The organism is Candidatus Sodalis sp. SoCistrobi, assembly GCF_900143145.1.
Classification (GTDB): Bacteria; Pseudomonadota; Gammaproteobacteria; order Enterobacterales; family Enterobacteriaceae; genus SoCistrobi.
In genome coordinates, this window is sequence record NZ_FRDB01000022.1 from 1 (window position 1) to 19,736 (window position 19,736).

Sequence of the window (19,736 nt, forward strand, 5' to 3'; positions counted from 1 at the left end):
CATAGGTATCTACACATTTATCGTGATACCTGTTATTACTTTGCAGAATGATTTCAACCTATCTGTTGGCGGGATTGACTCTCGCCTTACCCGCCGATATCAGACGCTGGTTAAACAGCATATGACGCCCGCGGCTCTTCTTGCTTCTGCGGTTAAAGACCTCGCAAGTGCTCAAAAATCAACTTTCGCAACTACCCAAGCTGTCTGGCGTTTTCTGAATAATAAGCGAATTAGCTTCAGTCAACTCAATGAGCCAATTATTTCGCTAGCACTTGAGCAAATTTCGCTTAGCCCGCATCCATACGCTCTCGTTGTTCATGATTGGTCACGTTTACAATTTCTTTACCATCATGCCAAATACGGACGCTTAAAAATGACGCACGGTGGCGATGTTGGATATGAACTTCAAAGCAGCTTGCTGGTTGATGCTGGCACGGGTTTGCCAATAGCGCCTCTATCTCAGACACTTACCGATGCAACCGGTTGTCATTCAACGTTGGCGGAAGGACTGTCCGAACGGCAGACACATATGGACGCCTTGACGACCGATATTGCCCGTGTGGAATCGCTTAATATAGGTAAAAAGCTGATTCATATAATTGATAGAGAGGGTGACTCTATTGGACATATGCGGACGTTGAGTACTCAAGGAATATGCTGGCTTATCCGAGGAAAAGAAGGACATGGTGCAGAGTGGCAAGGTAATTCATTGAAAATTGGTGAGATTGCTGCTCTTCTGCCATACAACGGATGCGGACAGGTAGACTGGAAAGGGAAAAAAGCTGATATGGAAATCAGTGAAACCTCGATAGTCATAACCCGAGCTGCGCAGCAGAAGCGTAAAGATAAAGAAACCGGCCGCCGCATAAAAATCCAACCTGGAGAGCCTCTGACGGTCAGATTGGTTGTTGTTCGGCTTACGGATGATCTCGGTAATGTGGTGGGACGCTGGACGCTGCTTACAAACGTTTGCAGCGAGATCACCTGCGAGGAAGTAGCTCGTTGGTATTACTGGCGCTGGAATATTGAATCATTTTTTAAGTTGCTGAAAGGTGCCGGACATGACGTAGAAACATGGCTTCAGCGCAGCGCGCCAGCCGTACTACGCAGGTTGTTAATAGCCAGTATGGCTGCTGTTCTGGTATGGCGGCTGCAACGCGCTGAAGGAGAAGAAAATGCGGCAGCCCGCCAGCTGATATGTCGCTTGTCAGGACGACAGCAAAAGCGAGGCCGCAGAGAGAGCGCTCCTGCTCTGCTCGCTGGCCTATCCATCTTGTTGAATACACTAAAATTATTATCGGAATATAGTCTGGAAGAACTTACTCATTTAGCGAGAGTTGCTCTTAAGCCTCCTCCCTGATGTGTAGATACCTATGCCTTTAGGCGGTGGATCCCATCAGCAGATGACGCTGCCACAAGCGGCAGCGAGGGGGCGCCGTCTGCCCGTTATTCCTGCGCCTTGAAATGCACTGACCGGCGGGATTAACACTAAAAACATAGCATTCCCTGCCGCAGGCTGCGTTTTTTTAAGCGAAGCTTGTGATAGCGTCCCGCCAGGGGGTACGCTTGCGCCGGACAACGGCGGGTAAGCGTTGACGGAATCGCCGGCGAACAAGCATTGGCAGAGTTTAGCGCAATGGCAGGATTAACTCAGCCGGAGTAATCCGGGATTGGACTGACGGGCGATGCGTTTAAGCAGCATGTTGAGCAGCACGCCATACATCGGCAGGAAGAAAATCATGCTGATCAGCAGTTTAAAGCTATAATCCACCGTGGCTATCTCGACCCAGTGCGCCGCCATAAACGGATCGGGGCTTTGATAGAAGGCGATGAAGAAAAAGGCCGCCGTATCGGAGGCATTGCCAAACAGCGTGGACACGGTCGGCACGATCCACCACCGGCCGCGCTGGCGCAACCGGTTGAAAACGTGTACATCCAGAATCTGACCGAGGGCATAGGCCATAAAACTGGCGCAGGCGATACGGGCCACGAACAGGTTGAAGGTTCCCAGCGCGGCAAATCCCTGCCATTCACCCTGATAAAACAGCGATGACACGCAATAGGAAATCAGCAGCGCGGGCACCATGACGGTGAGAATGATCCTGCGCGCCAGCGGGGCGCCGAAAATCCGCACCGTCAAGTCGGTGGCGAGGAAAATAAAAGGAAAGCTGAAGGCGCCCCAGGTGGTGGTAAAGCCGAAAATCGATACCGGCAGCTGCACCAGGTAATTACTGGAAGTAATAATCAGTAAATGAAACAGCGCCAGCCCTATCAAGGCGTGCAACCGCTGTCGTGGCGAAAATCTGAACATGATGTAACCTTTTTTAACCATGGGGTGAGGGAACCCAGAATGCCGGACGCTTTTTTCCGCGCGCGGCGCGCATGATACCTTTTTGTGCCGTCAATGCAACGGGAGAATCGTTTAACCGTTGCCCCGCTTGCAGCTGTCGTTCACCGGCGTAAACTAGCGGCCCGACGCTTTTAACGATAAAGGTGGATATCCTGTATGCCTGATGCTTTTGCCGCCGCGGATCACACCCTGGACGCTCGCGGCCTGCGCTGCCCCGAACCCGTCATGATGGTGCGTAAAGCCGTGCGCCATATGACCGAGGGCCAGACATTGCTGATTATCGCCGACGATCCGGCCACCACCCGCGATATCCCCGGCTTTTGCCGGTTTATGGAGCATACCTTGCTGGCGCAGGCCACGGAACAGCTGCCTTACCGTTACCTGTTGCGTAAAGGGCGGGCGGCGGCCTGAACGCATCCGCCCGCACGGGCAAAAGGTCAAAGATACAGCGAGCGCACTATTAAAAAATGGCCGGCGAAGTAGCAGGCGGCGAACACCGCGCGGGAAGCATTGAACGGATAGCGGTAGTGACTGATTAACCAGACGGCCGCCGCCGCCAGCAGCAAAGCGGTTCCCGCCAGTAGCGAGAAGGTATAGTCGTTGCCGAGCAGGAAATATTGTTCGCCCGCCACCCAGACCATCAGCAGCGTGACGCCAATATAGGTGCACACCGGCCAGCGCAACTCGTTAAGTCGGGACCAGAGCAACATAATCAGCACCGCGCCGAGAATCAAAAGCGTCAACGGCAGCGGCCAGAATATCGCCAACGTCATGCGGCTGGCGAAGCCGATGGTATAAAGCACATGGCAGAGAAAGAACGCGCCGACGGCGTAAAGCAGCCGCTCGCTCGATAGCATTAGCAGCGCGCTGCCGGCGAGCGTGGCCAGCAGGCCGAGGATGATCAAATAGCCGGTGGCGGTCAGGCCCGGCGCCTGCCAGGCCAGCGCCAGCAATAACAGCAGCGTAATGGGCTGAAGCAGCCAACGCTGCCAGACCGGCCCACGGTAAGAGGCATCAACGTACAGCCATCCCGAGAAGACTACTGCCATAAAAGACCAAAGCATTGGCGTTCCTTTTGGTGCGTGGTGAGTTGAATATCGGCGATGACCTCCGCGATGATAGCGGGCCAGGGCGACTTGCGACGGCGTTTAGGTGCCCTGGCGTTGACATCCCGGTCGAGGCAGATGCGCGTTGCCGGCCTTCATGCTATGTTAGCGCCACTTTTTTCCTGCGCAATTCATGCGTACACATTGCGGGAGACAGCAGGTTTATGAGCAGCGAGCAGCCTATTTATCGCATTCAGTTTATTAACAATGGCAAAAATTATCAGCTATTTGTCCGTGAGCTGAGTCAAAGTCCCCTGTTCGGATTTATCGAAATCGGCGATTTTGTCTTCAGTAGCCACAGCAATCTGGTGGTCGATCCCTCCGAGGAAAAGCTGAAGACCGAGTTTAACGGCGTCAGCCGCAGCTACATCCCGCTGCAGGCCGTCATTCGCATCGACGTCGTGACCGAAAAGGGCAGCGCCCGCATCTCCGATTTGGGCGATAACGTCACCATGTTTCCCTATTTGCCCGGCAAGAAGCCCTAATCAGCGGCGGGATGCTTTGCGCCCTCATCCCGGCCGCCGGGGCATTCCTGCGCAGGCGGTAGTTCGACAGGCGTTCAACGGCTGCGGCCGGCGGGGCGCTGCGCCCGCTGCTTCTTCTGCCAGGCGACCATTTCAAAGACGCCGAAAAGAAAAACCCGCGCTTGAAAAGCGACGCCAGGCTTGGCCTCGTCTTTGGTCAGCGTGGCTTTCAGCAGCGTTAGCTGCAACGCATGCATCACCACCATAAAAAACAGACCAATATAGAGAAAATATTTCAGCGGCTTCGGAAACGGCTGTATCAGGTTGAACAGCAAAAAACCCCACACCATCAGCATCAACAGGCGGCCCAGGTTAATCAGTATCATGTTGCTTCTCCGGCGTAGCGTGACGGATATAGAGCCGGTAGGCGACTTGCCCGGCGATCTTTTCCCGATGTAGTTGCCAATGGGCCGGCACCTCGGGGGCGGGGCCTTCCGTTTCGGTTTCAATGTAAATCCAGGCGTCGTCCGCCAAACGCCGGTGCTGCTCCAGCGCGGCCACCGTAGCGGTTATCATCCCGTGACGAAAAGGGGGATCGATGAAGACGACATCGAAAGCGTCGCCCGGTTGCGCGCCAGCGCAGGCTGTCGGCGGTGATGACCTGCGCCTGCTGCGCCTGCTGCGCCTGCTGCGTCTGCAACACCTGCAGGTTCCGGCTAAGCTGTGCGCTGACCGCGCGATCTTGCTCCAACAGCGTGACGCTGGCGGCGGCGCGCGACAGTGCCTCCAGCCCCAAAGCGCCACTGCCGGCGAAACAATCCAGGCAGCGCGCGCCCTGGATGACCGGCGCCAGCCAATTGAACAGCGTTTCCCGCACGCGGTCGGTGGTGGGACGCAAGCCCGGACTGTCTGGCACCGGCAGCTTACGGCCGCGCCAACGGCCGCCGATGATACGGATTTGGCCGGCGGAGCGGGCTGTAGTGTTTTTTGCCATAGATATCTTGTTACGAGTCAAAGCGCGCAAAGACCACAACGAATGTCAACGATAGTCTATTCTAGCGGGGCGGAGGGACGTGGGAAACGGTATTTCGCATTTCATTTGTCCTGTGGAACAAAACCCCGCCGCAACGCATGTTGCCCGCCGGGGTAAAGTGGTAAACTCTGAGTATTATCAGATAGGTTATTTATTCGCCACCTTGTTGGGCGAGGAGTGTAGTCGCAAATGGCAAAAGAGAAAAAACGCGGTTTCTTTTCCTGGTTAGGCTTTAACCGTCAGGACGATGACGCAGGCAGCCAGCCGCAAGCTGAACGGGAGACCGACGCCTCGGGCGCCGGAGGCGAAACCGACACGCCAGTTGCCGCCACCGCAGCGCATGATGAGGCGGCGGAAGCTGTCGAGCCAGCCTTACCCCAGGCGCAGGTGAAAAGACCGGACGCGGATCGTCCCCCGGCGCCCCCTGCGCAAGGGCCGAGCGCCGCCGTTGATCCGATGCCAACGCCGCCTGCGCAAGGGCAGGGTCGCGCCGCTTATCCGATGTCAACGCCGCCTGCGCAAGGGCAGGTTCCTGCCGCTGATCCGATGTCAACGCCGCCTGCGCAAGGGCAGGGTCGTGCCGTTGATTCGATGTCAACGCCACCTGCGCAAGCGGAAAGTCCCGCTGCAGAAGCAAAGACACTCTCGCCGGTGGACGCGGAAACCCCCGCTGCTAACAGGCTTCCGGCGGCTGACGAACCGGTGCCGACCGCCCCCGTCCGGGAGCTCGACGCGCAGAATATGGCGGCGGAAATCGTTTCTCTTACCGAGCAGGTCGCGGCGCGGCAGGACAACGTCGCCGCCAGCGAACGCAAGTCGGTGACCGGCAGCGCTTCTGCTGCGGTCCCGCCCGAGCCTGACGCCGGCGCGCCGTCTGCGAAAGATGACGCCACCGCGCCGGGCGCAATCGACGCCGCCGCCACGCCTGACCCTATCGTCGACGCGGCGGTGGAAAACCGTCAGGATGCCAGTGCGGCATTGACGCTGGCCGCGGACGTTGCCCCGGAGGAGGACATCGTCCCGCGCCCGACGCCAGACGGCGAGCCGCCGGCCCCCGAGCGCGCGGGTTTTTTTGCCCGCTTGAAAAACAGTTTGGTCAAGACCCGGCAGAACCTGGGATCCGGATTTATCGGATTGTTTCGCGGCAAGAAAATCGATGATGATCTGTTCGAGGAATTGGAAGAGCAACTGATCGTCGCCGACGTGGGCGTCGAAACCACCCGCAAAATAATTGATGGTTTAATTGCCCATGCCGATCGCCGCCACTTGAAGGACGCTGAAGCGCTGTACAGCCATCTGCGGGCGGAAATGGCGGCTATCCTCGCCAATGTCGAGCGACCGCTGGAGGTGACGGGCAAGGCACCCTTCGTTATCCTGATGGTTGGCGTTAACGGTGTGGGGAAAACCACCACCATCGGTAAACTGGCGCGTCTTTATCAGGCTGAAGGCAAAAGCGTGATGCTGGCGGCGGGGGATACGTTCCGTGCGGCGGCGGTGGAACAGCTGCAGGTGTGGGGCGAGCGCAACCATATTCCGGTGATAGCGCAACAGACCGGCGCCGATTCCGCCTCGGTCATTTTCGACGCTATTCAGGCGGCCAAAGCGCGCGGTATTGATGTGTTGATAGCGGATACCGCGGGGCGGCTGCAGAATAAAGCGCACCTGATGGACGAATTAAAGAAAATTGTCCGGGTGATGAAAAAGCTGGACGTTGAGGCCCCCCATGAGGTTATGCTGACCCTTGATGCCAGCACCGGGCAGAATGCAGTCAGCCAGGCCAACTTGTTCAATGAGGCGGTGGGACTGACCGGCATTGCGCTGACCAAATTAGACGGCACCGCTAAAGGCGGGGTCATTTTTGCCGTGGCAGACCGCTTCGGCATCCCGATTCGCTATATTGGCGTCGGGGAAGCTATTGAGGATTTGCGGCCCTTTAAAGCCGACGATTTTATAGAGGCACTTTTTGCCCGAGAGGATTAATAAAGGATGATTCGCTTTGAACAAGTCAGCAAAGCCTATCTTGGCGGACGACAGGCATTGCAGGGGGTGGATTTTCACCTCCGTCCGGCCGAGATGGCGTTTCTGACCGGCCATTCCGGGGCGGGAAAAAGTACCCTGCTAAAGCTGATATGCGGCATTGAGCGCCCGAGCGCGGGACATATCTTATTTGGCGGTCACGATATCAGTCGGCTGAAAAACAGCGAAGTTCCGTTTCTGCGCCGTCAGATCGGGATGATCTTTCAAGATCATCATCTGCTCATGGACCGTACCGTTTATGACAATGTCGCGATGCCGCTGGTGATTGCCGGCGCCAGTCTGGAAGACATCCGTCGCCGGGTATCGGCGGCGCTGGATAAAGTCGGCCTGCTGGACAAAGCGCGCAATTTTCCGGTGCAATTATCAGGCGGGGAGCAGCAGCGTATCGGTATCGCTCGCGCCGTGGTTAATAAGCCGACCGTGCTGCTGGCGGACGAGCCGACGGGTAATTTGGACGACGCGCTGTCCGAGGGCATATTGCGTCTGTTTGAGGAATTCAACCGCGTCGGCGTAACGGTGCTGATGGCGACCCATGACACCGGACTGATAGCGCGCCGGAATTACCGCATCTTCACGCTCAATCAAGGAAGAATGACCGGGGGCGTCCATGGCGAATAAATTCAACCGGCCCAATCGCGCCAACAAGCCGGCAAAACCGCCGCGCGCGCAAACGGCGGGGGAGGCGAAAGCGGCGAAATCCCGGGCGCTGCGCGGTGGCTGGAAGCAGCAGTGGCGCTATGCCTGGCTGGATACGCTGGCGGATATGTGGCGCCAGCCGCTGGCCACGCTGCTGACCGTCATGGTGATTGCCATTTCATTGACGTTGCCCAGTTTATGCTATTTGGTATGGAAAAACGTCAGCCAGGCGGCGGAGCAGTGGTACCCGACGCCGCAGCTGACGGTGTATCTGGATAAAGTGCTGGATGACGACGCTGCACTGAAGGTGATAGGCGTGCTCAAACAGGAGGACGGCGTCGCTAAAGTCAACTATCTTTCGCGTGAAGAGGCGATGGGCGAGTTCCGCAACTGGTCCGGTTTTGGTGGCGCCATGGATATGCTGGAGGAAAATCCGCTGCCGGCGGTGGCTATCATCACGCCAAAGGTCAATTTCCAGAGCGCCGACACGCTTAAGACGCTGCGCGACCGGGTCGCCGCCACGCAGGGTGTGGACGAGGTGCGGATGGACGATAGCTGGTTCGCCCGCCTGGCGGCTCTGACCGGTCTGGTCGGCAAGGTGTCCGCCATGATAGGCATTCTGATGGTCATTGCGGTCTTCCTGGTTATCGGCAACAGCATTCGGCTGAGTATTTTCAGCCGGCGCGACACCATCAACGTCATGAAATTGATCGGCGCCACCGACGGGTTTATCCTGCGGCCGTTTCTCAACGGCGGGGCGTTGCTGGGGCTGTGCGGCGCGGTGCTATCGCTGGTGTTGTCCGGCACGCTGGTCTGGCAGCTTGAATCGGTGGTGGCGAATGTGGCGGCGGTGTTTGGCACCACGTTCGTGCTGCACGGCCTGAGCTGGGATGAGGCTATCCTGCTGCTGCTGATTTCGGCCATGATTGGCTGGCTTGCGGCTTGGCTGGCGACGGTACAACATTTACGCCGGTTTACACCTGACTAACATTTTTTTGATATAATGAGATCGGGACAAAGTACCGCGGTTGCTGAACTCACCGACGGGATCGCGGTCTTATTATCGGCCGTTCAATGGCAGGGGGTCGCGTCCTGGTGCGGGCTTTCTGTGGAACGGCGTCCACGTTTTTAGCGAGAGGTCATGAATGATCAAAGATATGCAAGTTTTAGCCTATGTTCCCCAGGGCAGTCTGGAAGCCTATGTCAGGGCCGCCAATGCCTATCCGATGCTTACGGCGGAGGAAGAGCGGGCGCTGGCTGAACGGCTGCATTATCAGGGCGATCTGGAGGCGGCCAAGCAGCTGATCCTGTCTCACCTGCGCTTTGTTGTTCATATTGCGCGTAACTATTCCGGCTACGGCCTGCCTCAGGCTGACCTGATTCAGGAAGGTAACATCGGCCTGATGAAAGCGGTTCGCCGATTCAATCCAGAAGTGGGCGTGCGGCTGGTGTCGTTTGCGGTTCACTGGATCAAGGCGGAAATCCACGAATACGTGCTGCGCAATTGGCGTATTGTGAAAGTGGCGACCACCAAGGCGCAGCGCAAGCTGTTCTTCAACCTGCGTAAAACCAAGCAGCGTTTGGGCTGGTTTAACCAGGACGAAGTGGAAATGGTGGCCAAAGAGCTAGGCGTGACCAGCAAGGACGTCCGTGAAATGGAGTCCCGTATGGCCGCGCAGGATATGACGTTCGATCCGACGCCGGAAGACGACGGCCGTGAAGGGCAGTCAATGGCGCCAATGCTGTATCTACAGGATAAGTCGTCCGACTTTGCCGACGATATTGAAGAGGATAATTGGGACGATCACGCCGCCGATAAGCTGAGTGCGGCGCTGGAAGGTCTCGATGAGCGTAGCCAGGACATTATCCGGGCGCGCTGGCTGGATGACGATAACAAAAGTACGCTGCAGGAGCTGGCCGACCGATACGGCGTTTCCGCCGAGCGCGTGCGCCAGCTTGAAAAAAACGCCATGAAGAAAATGCGTCTGGCGATCGAAGCCTGACGGCCGTGCGGCGATGTTCCGCCGCATGGGCAGTTCATCATGCGCACTGCCTGAGCCGCAGGCGCCTATCACAGCCGGTGATCGTTCACCGGCTGTTGCGTTTTCAGCGCGGCATCATGATGGTGTCCGGTGGCCGATCGGGGCGCGAGCCGTTAACGGAGATGCCAGCCGTCAGGCTCTTCAGAGAAGCCGCAGGCGGACAAGAATTTTCCCAGCAGGGTGGCATCTTCCAGCGGTTGTTGATTGCTAAGCCACCAAGAGACAATATCGGGCATCTGGCGGCGGGTTTCAGCCAATAAATACAGACCCACGCCCCGCCGCCGGGTTTCAGGCCGCACGCATAACCCCATCAGCCGCCCCTCTCCCCAGGCGGCGTCAATCTCCACCTGCACCGCGCCCAGCAGCCGATCGTTGAAGCGCGCGGCGAACAGCACATTGGAGTCGGTAAGTTGCTGTTGCAGCGCGTCGATATCCACGGCAGGCCAAATCTTTACCAGATCAAGCTTATCCTGGGGGCTTAATACCGTCAGCCGTTCGATCGTCAGTTTCATGGGTTCCTTACAGGCGTTACCGTTATCCCGATCCGCAGAGACAGGCGAAGACCGGCGACGACAGTATAACGCAATTACCGTCGTTTACCGCGCGATATCCTGACGCTGGCATAGCTTTCGTTATAAAACGGTCGCTTGACGCTGCGTCATAGCGCTGTCACCCCGATGTTATTTTTCTGTCATCTTCGCATGTCATGTTACAGGCCGTTAATGACTACAGGTTTCAGGAGAACGGCATGGTAAACCCCTTTATCCGTACCGCGTCGCTTTGCGCCGCGCTGATGTGGGTTGTGAGTCAAAGCGCCTGGGCGGTGACGGAAATTCCTTTCTGGCACGCCATGGAAGGTGAGCTGGGAAAAGAGGTGGAGAGCCTGGCTACCCGTTTTAACCAGACGCATGCGGATTATCGCATCGTGCCGGTGTACAAGGGGGCTTACCCGCAAGAGCTGGCGGCCGGCATCGCCGCCTGGCGCACCGGCAATGCGCCGGCTATCCTGCAAGTGTACGAGGTGGGTACCGCCACCATGATGGCCAGCCACGCCATTAAACCGGTTTATCAAGTGTTTAGCGCCGCCGGCATGACTAATGATGAATCCGCCTTTGTGCCGGCGGTACTGGGCTACTACAGCGACAGTAAAACCGGCCATCTGATCTCCCAGCCGTTCAACAGTTCTACGCCGGTGCTGTATTACAATAAGGACGCCTTCAAACGGGCGGGGCTGAACCCCGAACAGCCGCCGCAAACCTGGCAGCAGCTGGCGGCGGACGCGGTTAAGCTGCGCGAAGCTGGTCTGGCCTGCGGCTATGCCAACGGCGGCTACCAAGGCTGGATCCATATTGAAAACTTCAGCGCCTGGCATGGCTTACCGGTTGCGACACAAGACAACGGGTTTGCCGGCACCGATGCCCGGCTGGTGTTCAACGGGCCGGTACAGACTAAACACGTCCAATTGCTGGCGGATATGCTCAAGAACGGCAGCGCCGGCTATTTCGGCCGCGATGACGCCTATATGGCGAAGTTTTACGGCGGCGAATGCGGTATGGCCATTGGTTCTTCGGGTTCGTTGTCGACCGTGCGCCAGTACGCCAAATTCAATTATGGCGTTGGCATGATGCCGTATGACGCCGATGTAAAAGGCGCGCCGCAAAACGCGATGATAGGCGGCGCCAGCCTGTGGGTGATGGCCGGCAAGAGCGCGGAAACCTATAAGGGTGTCGCCCAATTCCTGCAATTCCTGGCCGAACCGGACATCGTCGCCGAATGGCATCAGCAAACCGGTTATCTGCCGGTTACTACCGCCGGATATACGTTGAGCAAGCAACAAGGCTACTACGACCAACATCCCGGCGCCGATATCGCGATTCGTCAAATGATGAACAAACCGCCGCTGCCGTTTACCAAAGGAATGCGTTTGGGCAATATGCCGCAGATCCGCACCGTGGTCGATGAGGAGCTGGAGCGCGTGTGGAGCGGTCAGGCCACCCCTAAACAGGCCTTGGATAATGCGGTGGTGCGCGGCGACCAGTTACTGCGCGGTTTCGAGCAATCCACACGCTAAACGTCGTCGCCCGCGCCGTTGTCGCGCGGGCGTGCCGGACGCTGAAGGAGGGGGCATGATGACCGCCAGCCATCGCGGCTTTTCCCACCGGGCATTGCCCTGGCTGCTGGTCCTGCCGCAGCTGGCGGTGACCGGGGTGTTTTTTCTTTGGCCGGCCGGTAAGGCGCTGTGGTATTCGCTGCAGGACGTCGATCCGTTCGGCCTGATCGGGGGATTTGCCGGTCTGGATAATTTCCGCCGCTTAATCGCCGATCCCGCTTATCTGGCCTCCTTCGGCACCACGCTGGTATTTAGCGGACTGGTGACGGCGTGTGGACTGCTGTTAGCGTTGCTGTTTGCCGCCCTGGTGGATCATGTGCTGCGCGCGAAGCGGTTTTACCAAACGCTGTTGCTCTTGCCATATGCGGTCGCACCGGCCGTGGCGGCGGTACTTTGGCTGTTTCTGTTTAGTCCCGGTTTCGGGCTCATCAGCTATTGGCTTAACGGTCTTGGCTATGAATGGAATCATGCCCGCCACGCCGGTCAGGCGATGCTGTTGGTGGTGATGATCGCGGTGTGGAAACAAATTAGCTATAACTTCTTGTTTTTCCTAGCCGCGCTGCAATCCATCCCGCGTTCTCTGGTCGAGGCGGCGGCCATAGACGGCGCCGGCCCGGTCCGGCGTTTCTTCCAGCTGGCATTGCCGCTGATATCGCCGGTGAGTTTCTTTTTGCTGGTGGTGAATCTGGTCTATGCCTTTTTCGATACGTTTCCGGTGATAGACGCCGCCACCGCCGGCGGCCCGGTTCAGTCCACCACCACCTTGATTTACAAAATCTACCGCGAAGGCTTCACCGGGTTGGATCTGGCCAGCTCCGCGGCGCAGTCGGTGGTGTTAATGCTGCTGGTGATCGTATTGACCATTATCCAATTTCGCTTTATCGAGCGTAAGGTGCGCTATCAATGATTGAACAGCGGCGCGGGCTGGATATCTTCAGCCATGGTCTCTTGCTGGCAGGCGTCGCGGTGATCCTGTTTCCGTTATATGTGGCGCTGGTGGCGGCGTCACTGGACGCACAGCAGGTGTTTCAAGTGCCGCTGCGCCTGCTGCCCGGCGGCCACCTGTGGGAAAACCTGCATCAAGTATGGTCGCAGGGTGTCAGTGGCCAGAGTGCACCTTTTAGCCGCCTGTTGTTAAACAGTCTGATCATGGCGCTGGGTATTACCGTCGGTAAAATTACCGTATCGCTATTGTCCGCCTTCGCTATCGTTTATTTCCGGTTTCCGCTGCGTAATTTGGCGTTTTGGCTGATTTTCATGACGCTGATGCTGCCGGTTGAGGTGCGGATTTTTCCCACGGTCGATGTGATTGCCCATTTACATATGCTGGACAGCTATACCGGGCTGACGCTGCCGTTGATGGCGTCCGAATTCTTCATGACCGTGCCTCATGAGCTGCTTGAAGCGGCGCGCATCGACGGCGCCGGCCCGCTGCGCTTTTTGTGGGATATCCTGCTGCCGCTGTCAAAAACCAATCTGGCGGCGCTGTTTGTGATCACCTTTATTTATGGCTGGAATCAGTATCTCTGGCCGCTATTGATCATTAACGACGCTTCGCTCGGCACGGCGGTTGCGGGCATCCAAAGCATGATAGCCAGCGGTGACGGCACCACGCAATGGAATCAGGTCATGGCGGCGATGCTGTTAACCCTGATTGCGCCGGTGGCGATTGTTTTAGTCATGCAGCGTGCGTTCGTACGCGGCCTGGTAGATAGCGAGAAATAACGCATTATGGCGAGTTTACGATTACAGCAGGTCGTTAAAAGCTACGACGGTAAAACCACCATTATTGCGCCGCTGGATTTAACGGTGGCGGACGGTGAATTCATCGTGCTGGTCGGGCCTTCCGGCTGCGGCAAGTCCACTCTGTTACGCCTGGTGGCCGGGCTGGAGAGCGTGACGGCCGGCGATATTTATATCGGCGACAAACGCATCACCGGTTGCGAGCCGCGGGATCGCCATGGTATTTCAAAATTATGCGTTGTATCCGCACATGAGCGTGTTCGACAACATGGCTTACGGATTGAAGATCCGCGGTCTCGGGAAACAGCAAATTCGACATGCGGTGGAGCAGGTGGCTGACATATTGGAGCTGGCGCCGCTCTTGTACCGCAAACCGCGAGAGCTTTCCGGCGGCCAGCGGCAGCGGGTGGCGATGGGGCGTGCCCTGGTACGTGAACCAGACGTGTTTTTATTCGATGAGCCGCTTTCCAATCTGGATGCGAAGCTGCGCACGCAAATGCGCTTGGAATTGCAGCAATTGCATCGCCGGTTAAAGACCACCAGTCTTTATGTCACTCACGATCAGGTCGAGGCCATGACGCTGGCCGAGCGGGTGGTAGTGCTTAATCGGGGCCGGGTAGAACAAATCGGCACGCCGACGGACATTTACCGCAGGCCGGCAACGCTGTTCGTCGCCGGCTTTATGGGCTCGCCGGCCATGAATTTACTGCCTGGACGTGTCAGCGCCGATGGGCGCTGGCTGCGGCTGGATAACGGGCCGGCGTTGGCGTTGCCCGTTGCTCGCGCCGACTGGGCCGACCGTGCGCTAACCGCCGGCATTCGCCCGGAACACGTTCTGCGCATGATCGGTGACGAGCCAACCTCAGCGGCGGTGAGGGTGGGCACGATGTCCGTTAAGGCGCAATTACCCGCTGCGGCCGTTGAGCCGGTGGCGCTTACGCCGACAACGGGGGGCATCAACGGTCAGGCGCCAGCGCGACACGCAGGTGTCCCGTGCCGCCTGGAGGTGGCTACACTTGAGCGGCTGGGCGCCGATAATCTGGCTCATGGCCATTGGGAAGGCTGTGCCATGGTTGTGCGTCTGGCCCATGACGATCTCCCGGCGCCCGGCGCGACACTGCATTTGCATTGTCCGGCCGACGCATGGCACTATTTCGACTTGCAAAGTGGAACCCGGGTGGAATTATGACCAGAGAATGGCCTTATCCGACCATCGTTGCCCACCGTGGCGGAGGATCGCTGGCGCCGGAAAATACGCTTGCCGCCATCGATACCGGTGCCCGCTATGGTCAGCAGATGATTGAAGTGGATGCCAAGCTGTCCGCCGATGGTCAAATTTTTCTTTTGCACGACGATACGCTTGAACGAACCAGCCAAGGCAGCGGCATCGCCGGCCACTTAGCATGGTCTACCCTGTCGCAGATTGAGGCCGGTGAATGGTTCGATGTGGCCTTTCGCGGTGAGCGGCTGCCGCTATTGTCGTCGGTGGCGGAACGTTGCCGGCAGCACGGGCTGGCTGTCAACATCGAAATCAAACCCACCACCGGTGTTGAGGATGAAACCGGCCGCATTCCAGGCGGCGCCGGAGCTGCCGCGCGGGCTGCTGCTGGAAGAATGGCGCGACGACTGGGATACGCTGACACGTCAATTGTCGTGTCGGGCTTTGCACCTGCAGCATGAGGCATTGACGGAGGACCGGGTCGAGGCGATTAAAGCCAGCGGGCTGCATATTCTGGCCTGGACCGTTAACAGTCCTTACCGCGCCCGCACCTTATTAGGCTGGGGCGTTGACTCCCTCTGTACCGACCGCATCGACCTGATTGACGCTGAGCTCGCCAGCGCCCTAGACGGGGGCGCAGCCCTTTTGCGCCGTGCCAGCCTGCACGCCGTCGCCCGGGTGTGGCACCCGCTATCCTGACCGCATTGGCCTGAGTGACGCTGACCTCGCCAACGGCTGAGGCGGGGGCGCAGCCCTGATGCGCCGTGCCAGCCTGCACGCCGTCGACCGGATGTGGCACCCGCTATCCTGACCGCATTGACCTGAGTGACGCTGAGCTCGCCAACGCCTGAAACGGGGGCGCAGCCCTTATGCGCCGCGCGTTCGCTCCGGCCAGTGTACCCGGCTATTGAGGTTGTTTTTGCCGGGTGCGTTGCTGATTGGTTTCCAACTGCTGCTGTAATTGCTGACGCTGCTGTTGGGTTTGCTGCCGCTGTTGTTGTTGTTGAAACTGTGATTTCTGCTGTTGGGCGCGATTGTCCATATGATTCTGCAATTGTTGCTCCGCCCGATTTGGCGGATCCACCGGCGGTCGCGGCTTGGTCGCGGCCAGCGCCAGCGGCGCGGTCAACATAAGCGAAATCAGCCAACCCCGCATCACCGGATACGTTTTCATCATGCTCTCCTGTCGTGATCCACTTACTGATTTTACACCTTAAACGCGCAATATGCCGGTGTTCGGCCAATGATGGGTGGTAAAGAGAAGGGATATTGGTAACGTACTAATGATTAGCTCATCATTTTGTACGTTAGTCATTATGAGGTTATCTTCCCTGCTGCGCCTGAACATCTGGCTTGCGGCGCTAATGTTATGGGCCTCGGCCACGCCAGCCGCGTGGCCACAAAGTGTGGCACCGCTTTCCTACGGTGTTGAAAATGATATTTTTCATCCGGTTACCGCGCCTCACGGCATGGTCGCGAGCGTGGATAAAACGGCGACCGAGGTTGGGGTGGTTATCCTGCGCCAGGGCGGGAATGCGGTAGATGCGGCGGTGGCGGTGGGGTTCGCGCTGGCGGTCACGCATCTCCAGGCCGGTAATCTGGGCGGCGGCGGCTTCATGTTGCTGCGCACGCCTGCCGGCCACACGACGGCGATTGATTTTCGCGAGATGGCGCCGCAAGGCGCCTCACGCAACATGTTTATCGGCGCCGATGGCAATGCCGATAGCCGGCTTTCCCTCACCAGCCCGCTGGCGTCCGGTACGCCCGGCACCGTAGCGGGTCTGACGCTGGCGCTCAGCCGTTACGGTTCAATGGATTTGGCGCAGGTCATGCGGCCGGCGATTCGCCTGGCGGAAAAGGGTTTCACCGTCAATCAGGCGCTGGCGGGGGACTTGGCCCACTATGGTCGGGAAAATGTCATTCATTATGCCAACAGTCGCGCCGTTTTTTTTAAAGCCAACGGGCAGCCTTACGCGGTGGGAGAAACGCTGCGGCAGCCGCAGCTGGCCCATAGTCTGACGCTTATCGCCCGGCAGGGGCCACGGGCATTTTACCACGGCGACATCGCCGGCGAGATTAGCGCGGAAATGCGCCGGCGCGGCGGCCTAATTAATCGCCAGGATCTGGCCGAATATCGGGCTGTGGAGCGCCGGCCGGTGGTGGGCAGCTACCGTGGATACCAGATTTATTCAATGCCGCCGCCGTCCTCTGGCGGCATTCACATTATCCAGATACTAAATATTTTAGAAAACATTGATTTAGCAAAAATGGGGGCCGGTAGCGCCAACGCGTTGCAGGTCATGTCAGAAGCAATGAAGTATGCCTATGCCGACCGGTCGCGCTATCTGGGCGATCCGGATTTTGTCTCAGTTCCGGTAGCGGCCCTGACCAGCAAAGCTTATGCCAAATCGCTGGCGCAGCGTATCGACCTGAATCACGCCCGACCGTCGTCCTCCATACGGCCGGGGCAATTACAGCCCTATGAAAGCGATCAAACCACCCACTACTCGGTCGTCGATAAAAACGGTTTCGCGGTAGCCGTCACCTATACGCTCAACACCTACTTTGGCAGCGGTATCATGGCCGGCAACAGCGGTATTTTGCTCAACAATGAAATGGATGATTTTTCCGCCAAACCCGGCACGCCCAATATCTTTGGCCTGGTCGGCGGTGACGCGAACGCTATCGCGCCGCGTAAGCGTCCCCTTTCCTCCATGTCGCCGACTCTGGTCGTCAAAGACGGTAAAATCTGGCTGGTGACCGGCAGTCCGGGCGGCAGCCATATCATTACCACCGTGCTACAGATTCTGGTGAACACCATTGATTTCAAGATGAACATCGCCGAAGCCACAGCGGCGCCCCGATTTCATCAACAGTGGATGCCCGATGAGCTACGTCTGGAAAAGGGGTTTAGCCCCGATACACTGCGCCTGCTGCGGGAAAAAGGGCAACATGTGGCGATAAAACCGGTAATGGGCAGTACCCAGAGTATTATGCGCCTGCCGGACGGCACGCTGGCCGGCGCCTCGGATCCGCGGACACCAGATGATTTGACGGCCGGCTATTGACCCTAACCCGCAAGGGAGCAAGCGAAAGCGGTTACACAGATAATGCCGTCTACGGGCATCAACACCACGATGAAAGGGAATGAGGTGGTTGATATATGTACATTTGTCAACCCGATTGCCATATTCTCCCTCACCGCTTTCGGTTACACTGGCTTTTTTATTTTCCCGAGATGACGCCACGTGTTGTTGTTGATTATCACCACCATTCTGTGGGCTTTTTCCTTTAGTTTGATTGGCGAATATCTTGCAGGCCAAGTGGACAGTACCTTTGCGGTATTGATACGCCTGGCGCTGGCGGCGCTGGTCTTTTTGCCGTTTCTCCGCTGGCGCGGCTATCCCCCACGGCAATTGCTAGCCTATATGGCGACGGGTGCCTGTCAGCTTGGCATCATGTATTTGTTTAGTTATCAGGCCTATCTTTATTTAACCGTACAGGAATTTTTGCTGTTTACGGTGTTGACGCCGCTGTATATCACGCTTATCTACGATGTGTTGCGCGGTCAGCGTTTGCGCTGGGGCTATTTGGGCAGCGCACTGCTGGCGGTGGCCGGCGCGGCGATTATCCGTTATGACCATCTGAGTCAGCATTTCTTATGGGGATTGCTGTTGGTGCAGGCGGCAAATATCTGTTTTGCCATAGGCATGGTGGGATACAAGCGTCTGATGGAAGTCTGGCCGATGCCGCAGCATTCGGCGTTCTCCTGGTTTTACCTGGGGGCGTTTCTGGTGGCCGCGATCGCCTGGGGGTTATTCGGGAACGCGCAGAAATTGCCCACCACGTCGCTGCAATGGGGCGTGCTCATTTGGCTGGGGGTTGGCGCATCCGCCCCGGGTTATTTCATGTGGAACTATGGCGCTACCCAAGTGGATGCCGGTACGCTGGGCATCATGAATAATGTCCATGTGCCGGCGGGCTTGCTGGTGAATCTGGCTATCTGGCAGCAGCAACCGCACTGGCCGAGTTTTATCATTGGTGGAGCGGTGATTATGGCCTCGCTATGGGTACATCGGCGTTGGGTGGTGTCGACGGGGGGAAACGCGTGATGGGTGACCTATCACGGTAGTTCAGCCTACCTTATCTGAAACCTCGCCGTACCGGCGTTCGCTGCTTGCCCGAACGCCGCTGGTCGGGCTGCGCTGCCTATCTAAAGGGCGTTTGCCTCAGGCGGTAATTAAGGTATTTAACGGATAGAACGTAAATTATATGCCGTTACATTATAATGCTTATTCTATTTTTATTCTGGTTGAGATAATGCTGCTATACATTGACCTTATTTATAAAAAGCTATTGCGTCGTATAAAACAGAGAATATGAGCCGTCTTAAAATTTAGCGAGACGTAATGACCTTGCCGCACGGAGAGTGATTCCATCATGGTAATGAATCTGGGGGTAAAAGGTAATATCGCTAACGTTGGTAATCAGCATGAGACATGGGGCCCAGGCTATTATGCGCAAAGATGCCGGTATTGCTGAGGCTTGATTTTATTTTTTCTCATTCCCGGCGGAACGGTATCAACCGAGTCACGATAATAGTCGCTGGGACACGCCGAGGCTATTCATGTCATTGGTAATATGAATAAGTCAATAAGGCATCGGATGATTTGATGCCATTGGGCTTTTACATCCCGCTTAATACCGTAAAGCTAGAGTGAAAAAAACAGCACATTAAAACCTGCTTTGGTGTTTGGCAGTGGGAAAGGGTAATGCCTTCAAATAGTTGACTTTTGTGATATTCTGCCTCTATTTGAGGTTTCCACGTGGTTACAGTTTCTGTTCATTGTCCTCGCTGCCATTCAGATAAAATTTATCGACATGGCCTTAGTCCAACTAAGCGCGAACGCTTCCGGTGTCAGTGCTGTCACCGTGTATTCCAGCTTACCTACCGCTATGAAGCGCGAAAGCCGGGAGTTAAAGAGCAGATCGTTGA

Annotated in this window: 18 protein-coding genes and 3 pseudogenes; 15 read left to right on the forward strand and 6 right to left on the reverse strand. The window is 57.2% G+C overall.

What is annotated here, in order from left to right; genetic code table 11:
- The coding region (locus CINSTRO3249_RS02920; protein ID WP_254304262.1) for a flagellar biosynthesis protein FlhF at window positions 1-1,360 on the forward strand (1,360 nt) is incomplete at its 5' end.
- Between the two features lie 285 nt (window positions 1,361-1,645).
- Here CINSTRO3249_RS02920 and CINSTRO3249_RS02925 read toward each other — a convergent pair.
- Window positions 1,646-2,311, reverse strand: coding sequence for a 7-cyano-7-deazaguanine/7-aminomethyl-7-deazaguanine transporter (locus CINSTRO3249_RS02925; protein ID WP_074012124.1), 666 nt, complete (start codon window positions 2,309-2,311; stop codon window positions 1,646-1,648).
- A gap of 195 nt (window positions 2,312-2,506) precedes the next feature.
- Here CINSTRO3249_RS02925 and tusA point away from each other — a divergent pair, with 195 nt between their 5' ends.
- The gene (gene tusA / locus CINSTRO3249_RS02930; protein ID WP_074012108.1) at window positions 2,507-2,761 is read left to right on the forward strand and encodes a sulfurtransferase TusA; all 255 of its coding nucleotides are present in this window, start codon (window positions 2,507-2,509) and stop codon (window positions 2,759-2,761) included.
- 26 nt (window positions 2,762-2,787) lie between these two features.
- Here the strand turns inward: tusA and CINSTRO3249_RS02935 are convergent, their stop codons facing one another.
- Window positions 2,788-3,414, reverse strand: a complete 627-nt coding sequence (locus CINSTRO3249_RS02935) for a lysoplasmalogenase (protein WP_074012109.1) — start codon at window positions 3,412-3,414, stop codon at window positions 2,788-2,790.
- 206 nt (window positions 3,415-3,620) lie between these two features.
- On the opposite strand from CINSTRO3249_RS02935, the gene CINSTRO3249_RS02940 reads away from it, so the two are divergent.
- Window positions 3,621-3,941 carry a DUF1820 family protein gene (locus tag CINSTRO3249_RS02940; RefSeq protein ID WP_074012110.1) on the forward strand — a complete coding sequence of 107 codons (321 nt, stop codon included), beginning with the start codon at window positions 3,621-3,623 and terminating at the stop codon, window positions 3,939-3,941.
- Between the two features lie 74 nt (window positions 3,942-4,015).
- On the opposite strand, the gene CINSTRO3249_RS02945 is transcribed toward CINSTRO3249_RS02940, so the two are convergent.
- Window positions 4,016-4,303: a DUF1145 family protein gene (locus CINSTRO3249_RS02945; RefSeq protein ID WP_125933105.1), complete on the reverse strand. Its 288-nt coding sequence runs from the start codon at window positions 4,301-4,303 to the stop codon at window positions 4,016-4,018.
- Window positions 4,293-4,914, reverse strand: a pseudogene (gene rsmD, locus CINSTRO3249_RS02950) (16S rRNA (guanine(966)-N(2))-methyltransferase). Before rsmD ends, CINSTRO3249_RS02945 begins: the two are co-directional and overlap by 11 nt.
- A 228-nt stretch (window positions 4,915-5,142) precedes the next feature.
- On the opposite strand from rsmD, the gene ftsY reads away from it, so the two are divergent.
- The 4 genes from ftsY (at window position 5,143) to rpoH (ending at window position 9,629) form a co-directional block, all read left to right on the forward strand.
- Window positions 5,143-6,933, forward strand: coding sequence for a signal recognition particle-docking protein FtsY (gene ftsY / locus CINSTRO3249_RS02955; protein ID WP_074012112.1), 1,791 nt, complete (start codon window positions 5,143-5,145; stop codon window positions 6,931-6,933).
- Window positions 6,934-6,939: 6 nt separating this feature from the next.
- Complete coding sequence (ftsE, locus tag CINSTRO3249_RS02960) at window positions 6,940-7,608, forward strand: cell division ATP-binding protein FtsE (RefSeq protein WP_074012113.1); 669 nt, start codon at window positions 6,940-6,942, stop codon at window positions 7,606-7,608.
- Complete coding sequence (gene ftsX / locus CINSTRO3249_RS02965) at window positions 7,598-8,614, forward strand: permease-like cell division protein FtsX (RefSeq protein WP_074012114.1); 1,017 nt, start codon at window positions 7,598-7,600, stop codon at window positions 8,612-8,614. The genes ftsE and ftsX overlap by 11 nt, the downstream gene beginning before the upstream one ends.
- Before the next feature lie 157 nt (window positions 8,615-8,771).
- Window positions 8,772-9,629 (forward strand): RNA polymerase sigma factor RpoH, encoded by an 858-nt coding sequence (gene rpoH / locus CINSTRO3249_RS02970; RefSeq protein WP_074012115.1) that lies wholly within the window; start codon window positions 8,772-8,774, stop codon window positions 9,627-9,629.
- A 152-nt stretch (window positions 9,630-9,781) separates the two neighbouring features.
- Here the strand turns inward: rpoH and panM are convergent, their stop codons facing one another.
- Window positions 9,782-10,180 (reverse strand): aspartate 1-decarboxylase autocleavage activator PanM, encoded by a 399-nt coding sequence (gene panM, locus CINSTRO3249_RS02975; RefSeq protein ID WP_074012116.1) that lies wholly within the window; start codon window positions 10,178-10,180, stop codon window positions 9,782-9,784.
- Window positions 10,181-10,416: 236 nt separating this feature from the next.
- On the opposite strand from panM, the gene ugpB reads away from it, so the two are divergent.
- From ugpB to CINSTRO3249_RS03000, 5 genes and pseudogenes are all read left to right on the forward strand, one after another.
- Window positions 10,417-11,739: a sn-glycerol-3-phosphate ABC transporter substrate-binding protein UgpB gene (gene ugpB / locus CINSTRO3249_RS02980; protein ID WP_074012117.1), complete on the forward strand. Its 1,323-nt coding sequence runs from the start codon at window positions 10,417-10,419 to the stop codon at window positions 11,737-11,739.
- Between the two features lie 58 nt (window positions 11,740-11,797).
- The gene (gene ugpA / locus CINSTRO3249_RS02985) at window positions 11,798-12,685 is read left to right on the forward strand and encodes a sn-glycerol-3-phosphate ABC transporter permease UgpA (protein ID WP_074012125.1); all 888 of its coding nucleotides are present in this window, start codon (window positions 11,798-11,800) and stop codon (window positions 12,683-12,685) included.
- Window positions 12,682-13,503, forward strand: a complete 822-nt coding sequence (gene ugpE, locus CINSTRO3249_RS02990) for a sn-glycerol-3-phosphate ABC transporter permease UgpE (RefSeq protein WP_074012118.1) — start codon at window positions 12,682-12,684, stop codon at window positions 13,501-13,503. Before ugpA ends, ugpE begins: the two co-directional genes overlap by 4 nt.
- 6 nt (window positions 13,504-13,509) lie before the next feature.
- Window positions 13,510-14,710 (forward strand): annotated as a pseudogene (locus CINSTRO3249_RS02995) (sn-glycerol-3-phosphate import ATP-binding protein UgpC).
- Window positions 14,707-15,439, forward strand: a pseudogene (locus CINSTRO3249_RS03000) (glycerophosphoryl diester phosphodiesterase). The pseudogenes CINSTRO3249_RS02995 and CINSTRO3249_RS03000 overlap by 4 nt, the downstream one beginning before the upstream one ends.
- A 205-nt stretch (window positions 15,440-15,644) precedes the next feature.
- On the opposite strand, the gene CINSTRO3249_RS03010 reads toward CINSTRO3249_RS03000, so the two are convergent.
- Window positions 15,645-15,917, reverse strand: coding sequence for a DUF2756 domain-containing protein (locus CINSTRO3249_RS03010; RefSeq protein WP_125933104.1), 273 nt, complete (start codon window positions 15,915-15,917; stop codon window positions 15,645-15,647).
- Window positions 15,918-16,056: 139 nt separating this feature from the next.
- On the opposite strand from CINSTRO3249_RS03010, the gene ggt reads away from it, so the two are divergent.
- From ggt to CINSTRO3249_RS03025, 3 genes are all read left to right on the forward strand, one after another.
- Window positions 16,057-17,808, forward strand: coding sequence for a gamma-glutamyltransferase (gene ggt, locus CINSTRO3249_RS03015; protein ID WP_074012122.1), 1,752 nt, complete (start codon window positions 16,057-16,059; stop codon window positions 17,806-17,808).
- Between the two features lie 180 nt (window positions 17,809-17,988).
- Entirely contained in the window at window positions 17,989-18,852 is an 864-nt protein-coding gene (locus CINSTRO3249_RS03020) for a carboxylate/amino acid/amine transporter (protein WP_074012123.1), read from the forward strand.
- 714 nt (window positions 18,853-19,566) lie between these two features.
- Window positions 19,567-19,736 (forward strand): IS1 family transposase (locus tag CINSTRO3249_RS03025; protein WP_143146885.1); only part of this gene is annotated, 170 nt, incomplete at its 3' end.

Excerpts from the sequence above, each read along its gene's own strand:
- ftsX (WP_074012114.1), top strand. The coding sequence starts at position 7,598 with ATGGCGAATAAATTCAACCGGCCCAATCGCGCCAACAAGCCGGCAAAA.
- tusA (WP_074012108.1), top strand. The coding sequence starts at position 2,507 with ATGCCTGATGCTTTTGCCGCCGCGGATCACACCCTGGACGCTCGCGGC.
- CINSTRO3249_RS02925 (WP_074012124.1), bottom strand. The coding sequence starts at position 2,311 with ATGTTCAGATTTTCGCCACGACAGCGGTTGCACGCCTTGATAGGGCTG.
- CINSTRO3249_RS03010 (WP_125933104.1), bottom strand. The coding sequence starts at position 15,917 with ATGATGAAAACGTATCCGGTGATGCGGGGTTGGCTGATTTCGCTTATG.
- CINSTRO3249_RS02935 (WP_074012109.1), bottom strand. The coding sequence starts at position 3,414 with ATGCTTTGGTCTTTTATGGCAGTAGTCTTCTCGGGATGGCTGTACGTT.
- ftsE (WP_074012113.1), top strand. The coding sequence starts at position 6,940 with ATGATTCGCTTTGAACAAGTCAGCAAAGCCTATCTTGGCGGACGACAG.
- ftsY (WP_074012112.1), top strand. The coding sequence starts at position 5,143 with ATGGCAAAAGAGAAAAAACGCGGTTTCTTTTCCTGGTTAGGCTTTAAC.
- ggt (WP_074012122.1), top strand. The coding sequence starts at position 16,057 with ATGAGGTTATCTTCCCTGCTGCGCCTGAACATCTGGCTTGCGGCGCTA.
- ugpE (WP_074012118.1), top strand. The coding sequence starts at position 12,682 with ATGATTGAACAGCGGCGCGGGCTGGATATCTTCAGCCATGGTCTCTTG.
- ugpA (WP_074012125.1), top strand. The coding sequence starts at position 11,798 with ATGACCGCCAGCCATCGCGGCTTTTCCCACCGGGCATTGCCCTGGCTG.
- rpoH (WP_074012115.1), top strand. The coding sequence starts at position 8,772 with ATGATCAAAGATATGCAAGTTTTAGCCTATGTTCCCCAGGGCAGTCTG.
- panM (WP_074012116.1), bottom strand. The coding sequence starts at position 10,180 with ATGAAACTGACGATCGAACGGCTGACGGTATTAAGCCCCCAGGATAAG.
- CINSTRO3249_RS02940 (WP_074012110.1), top strand. The coding sequence starts at position 3,621 with ATGAGCAGCGAGCAGCCTATTTATCGCATTCAGTTTATTAACAATGGC.
- ugpB (WP_074012117.1), top strand. The coding sequence starts at position 10,417 with ATGGTAAACCCCTTTATCCGTACCGCGTCGCTTTGCGCCGCGCTGATG.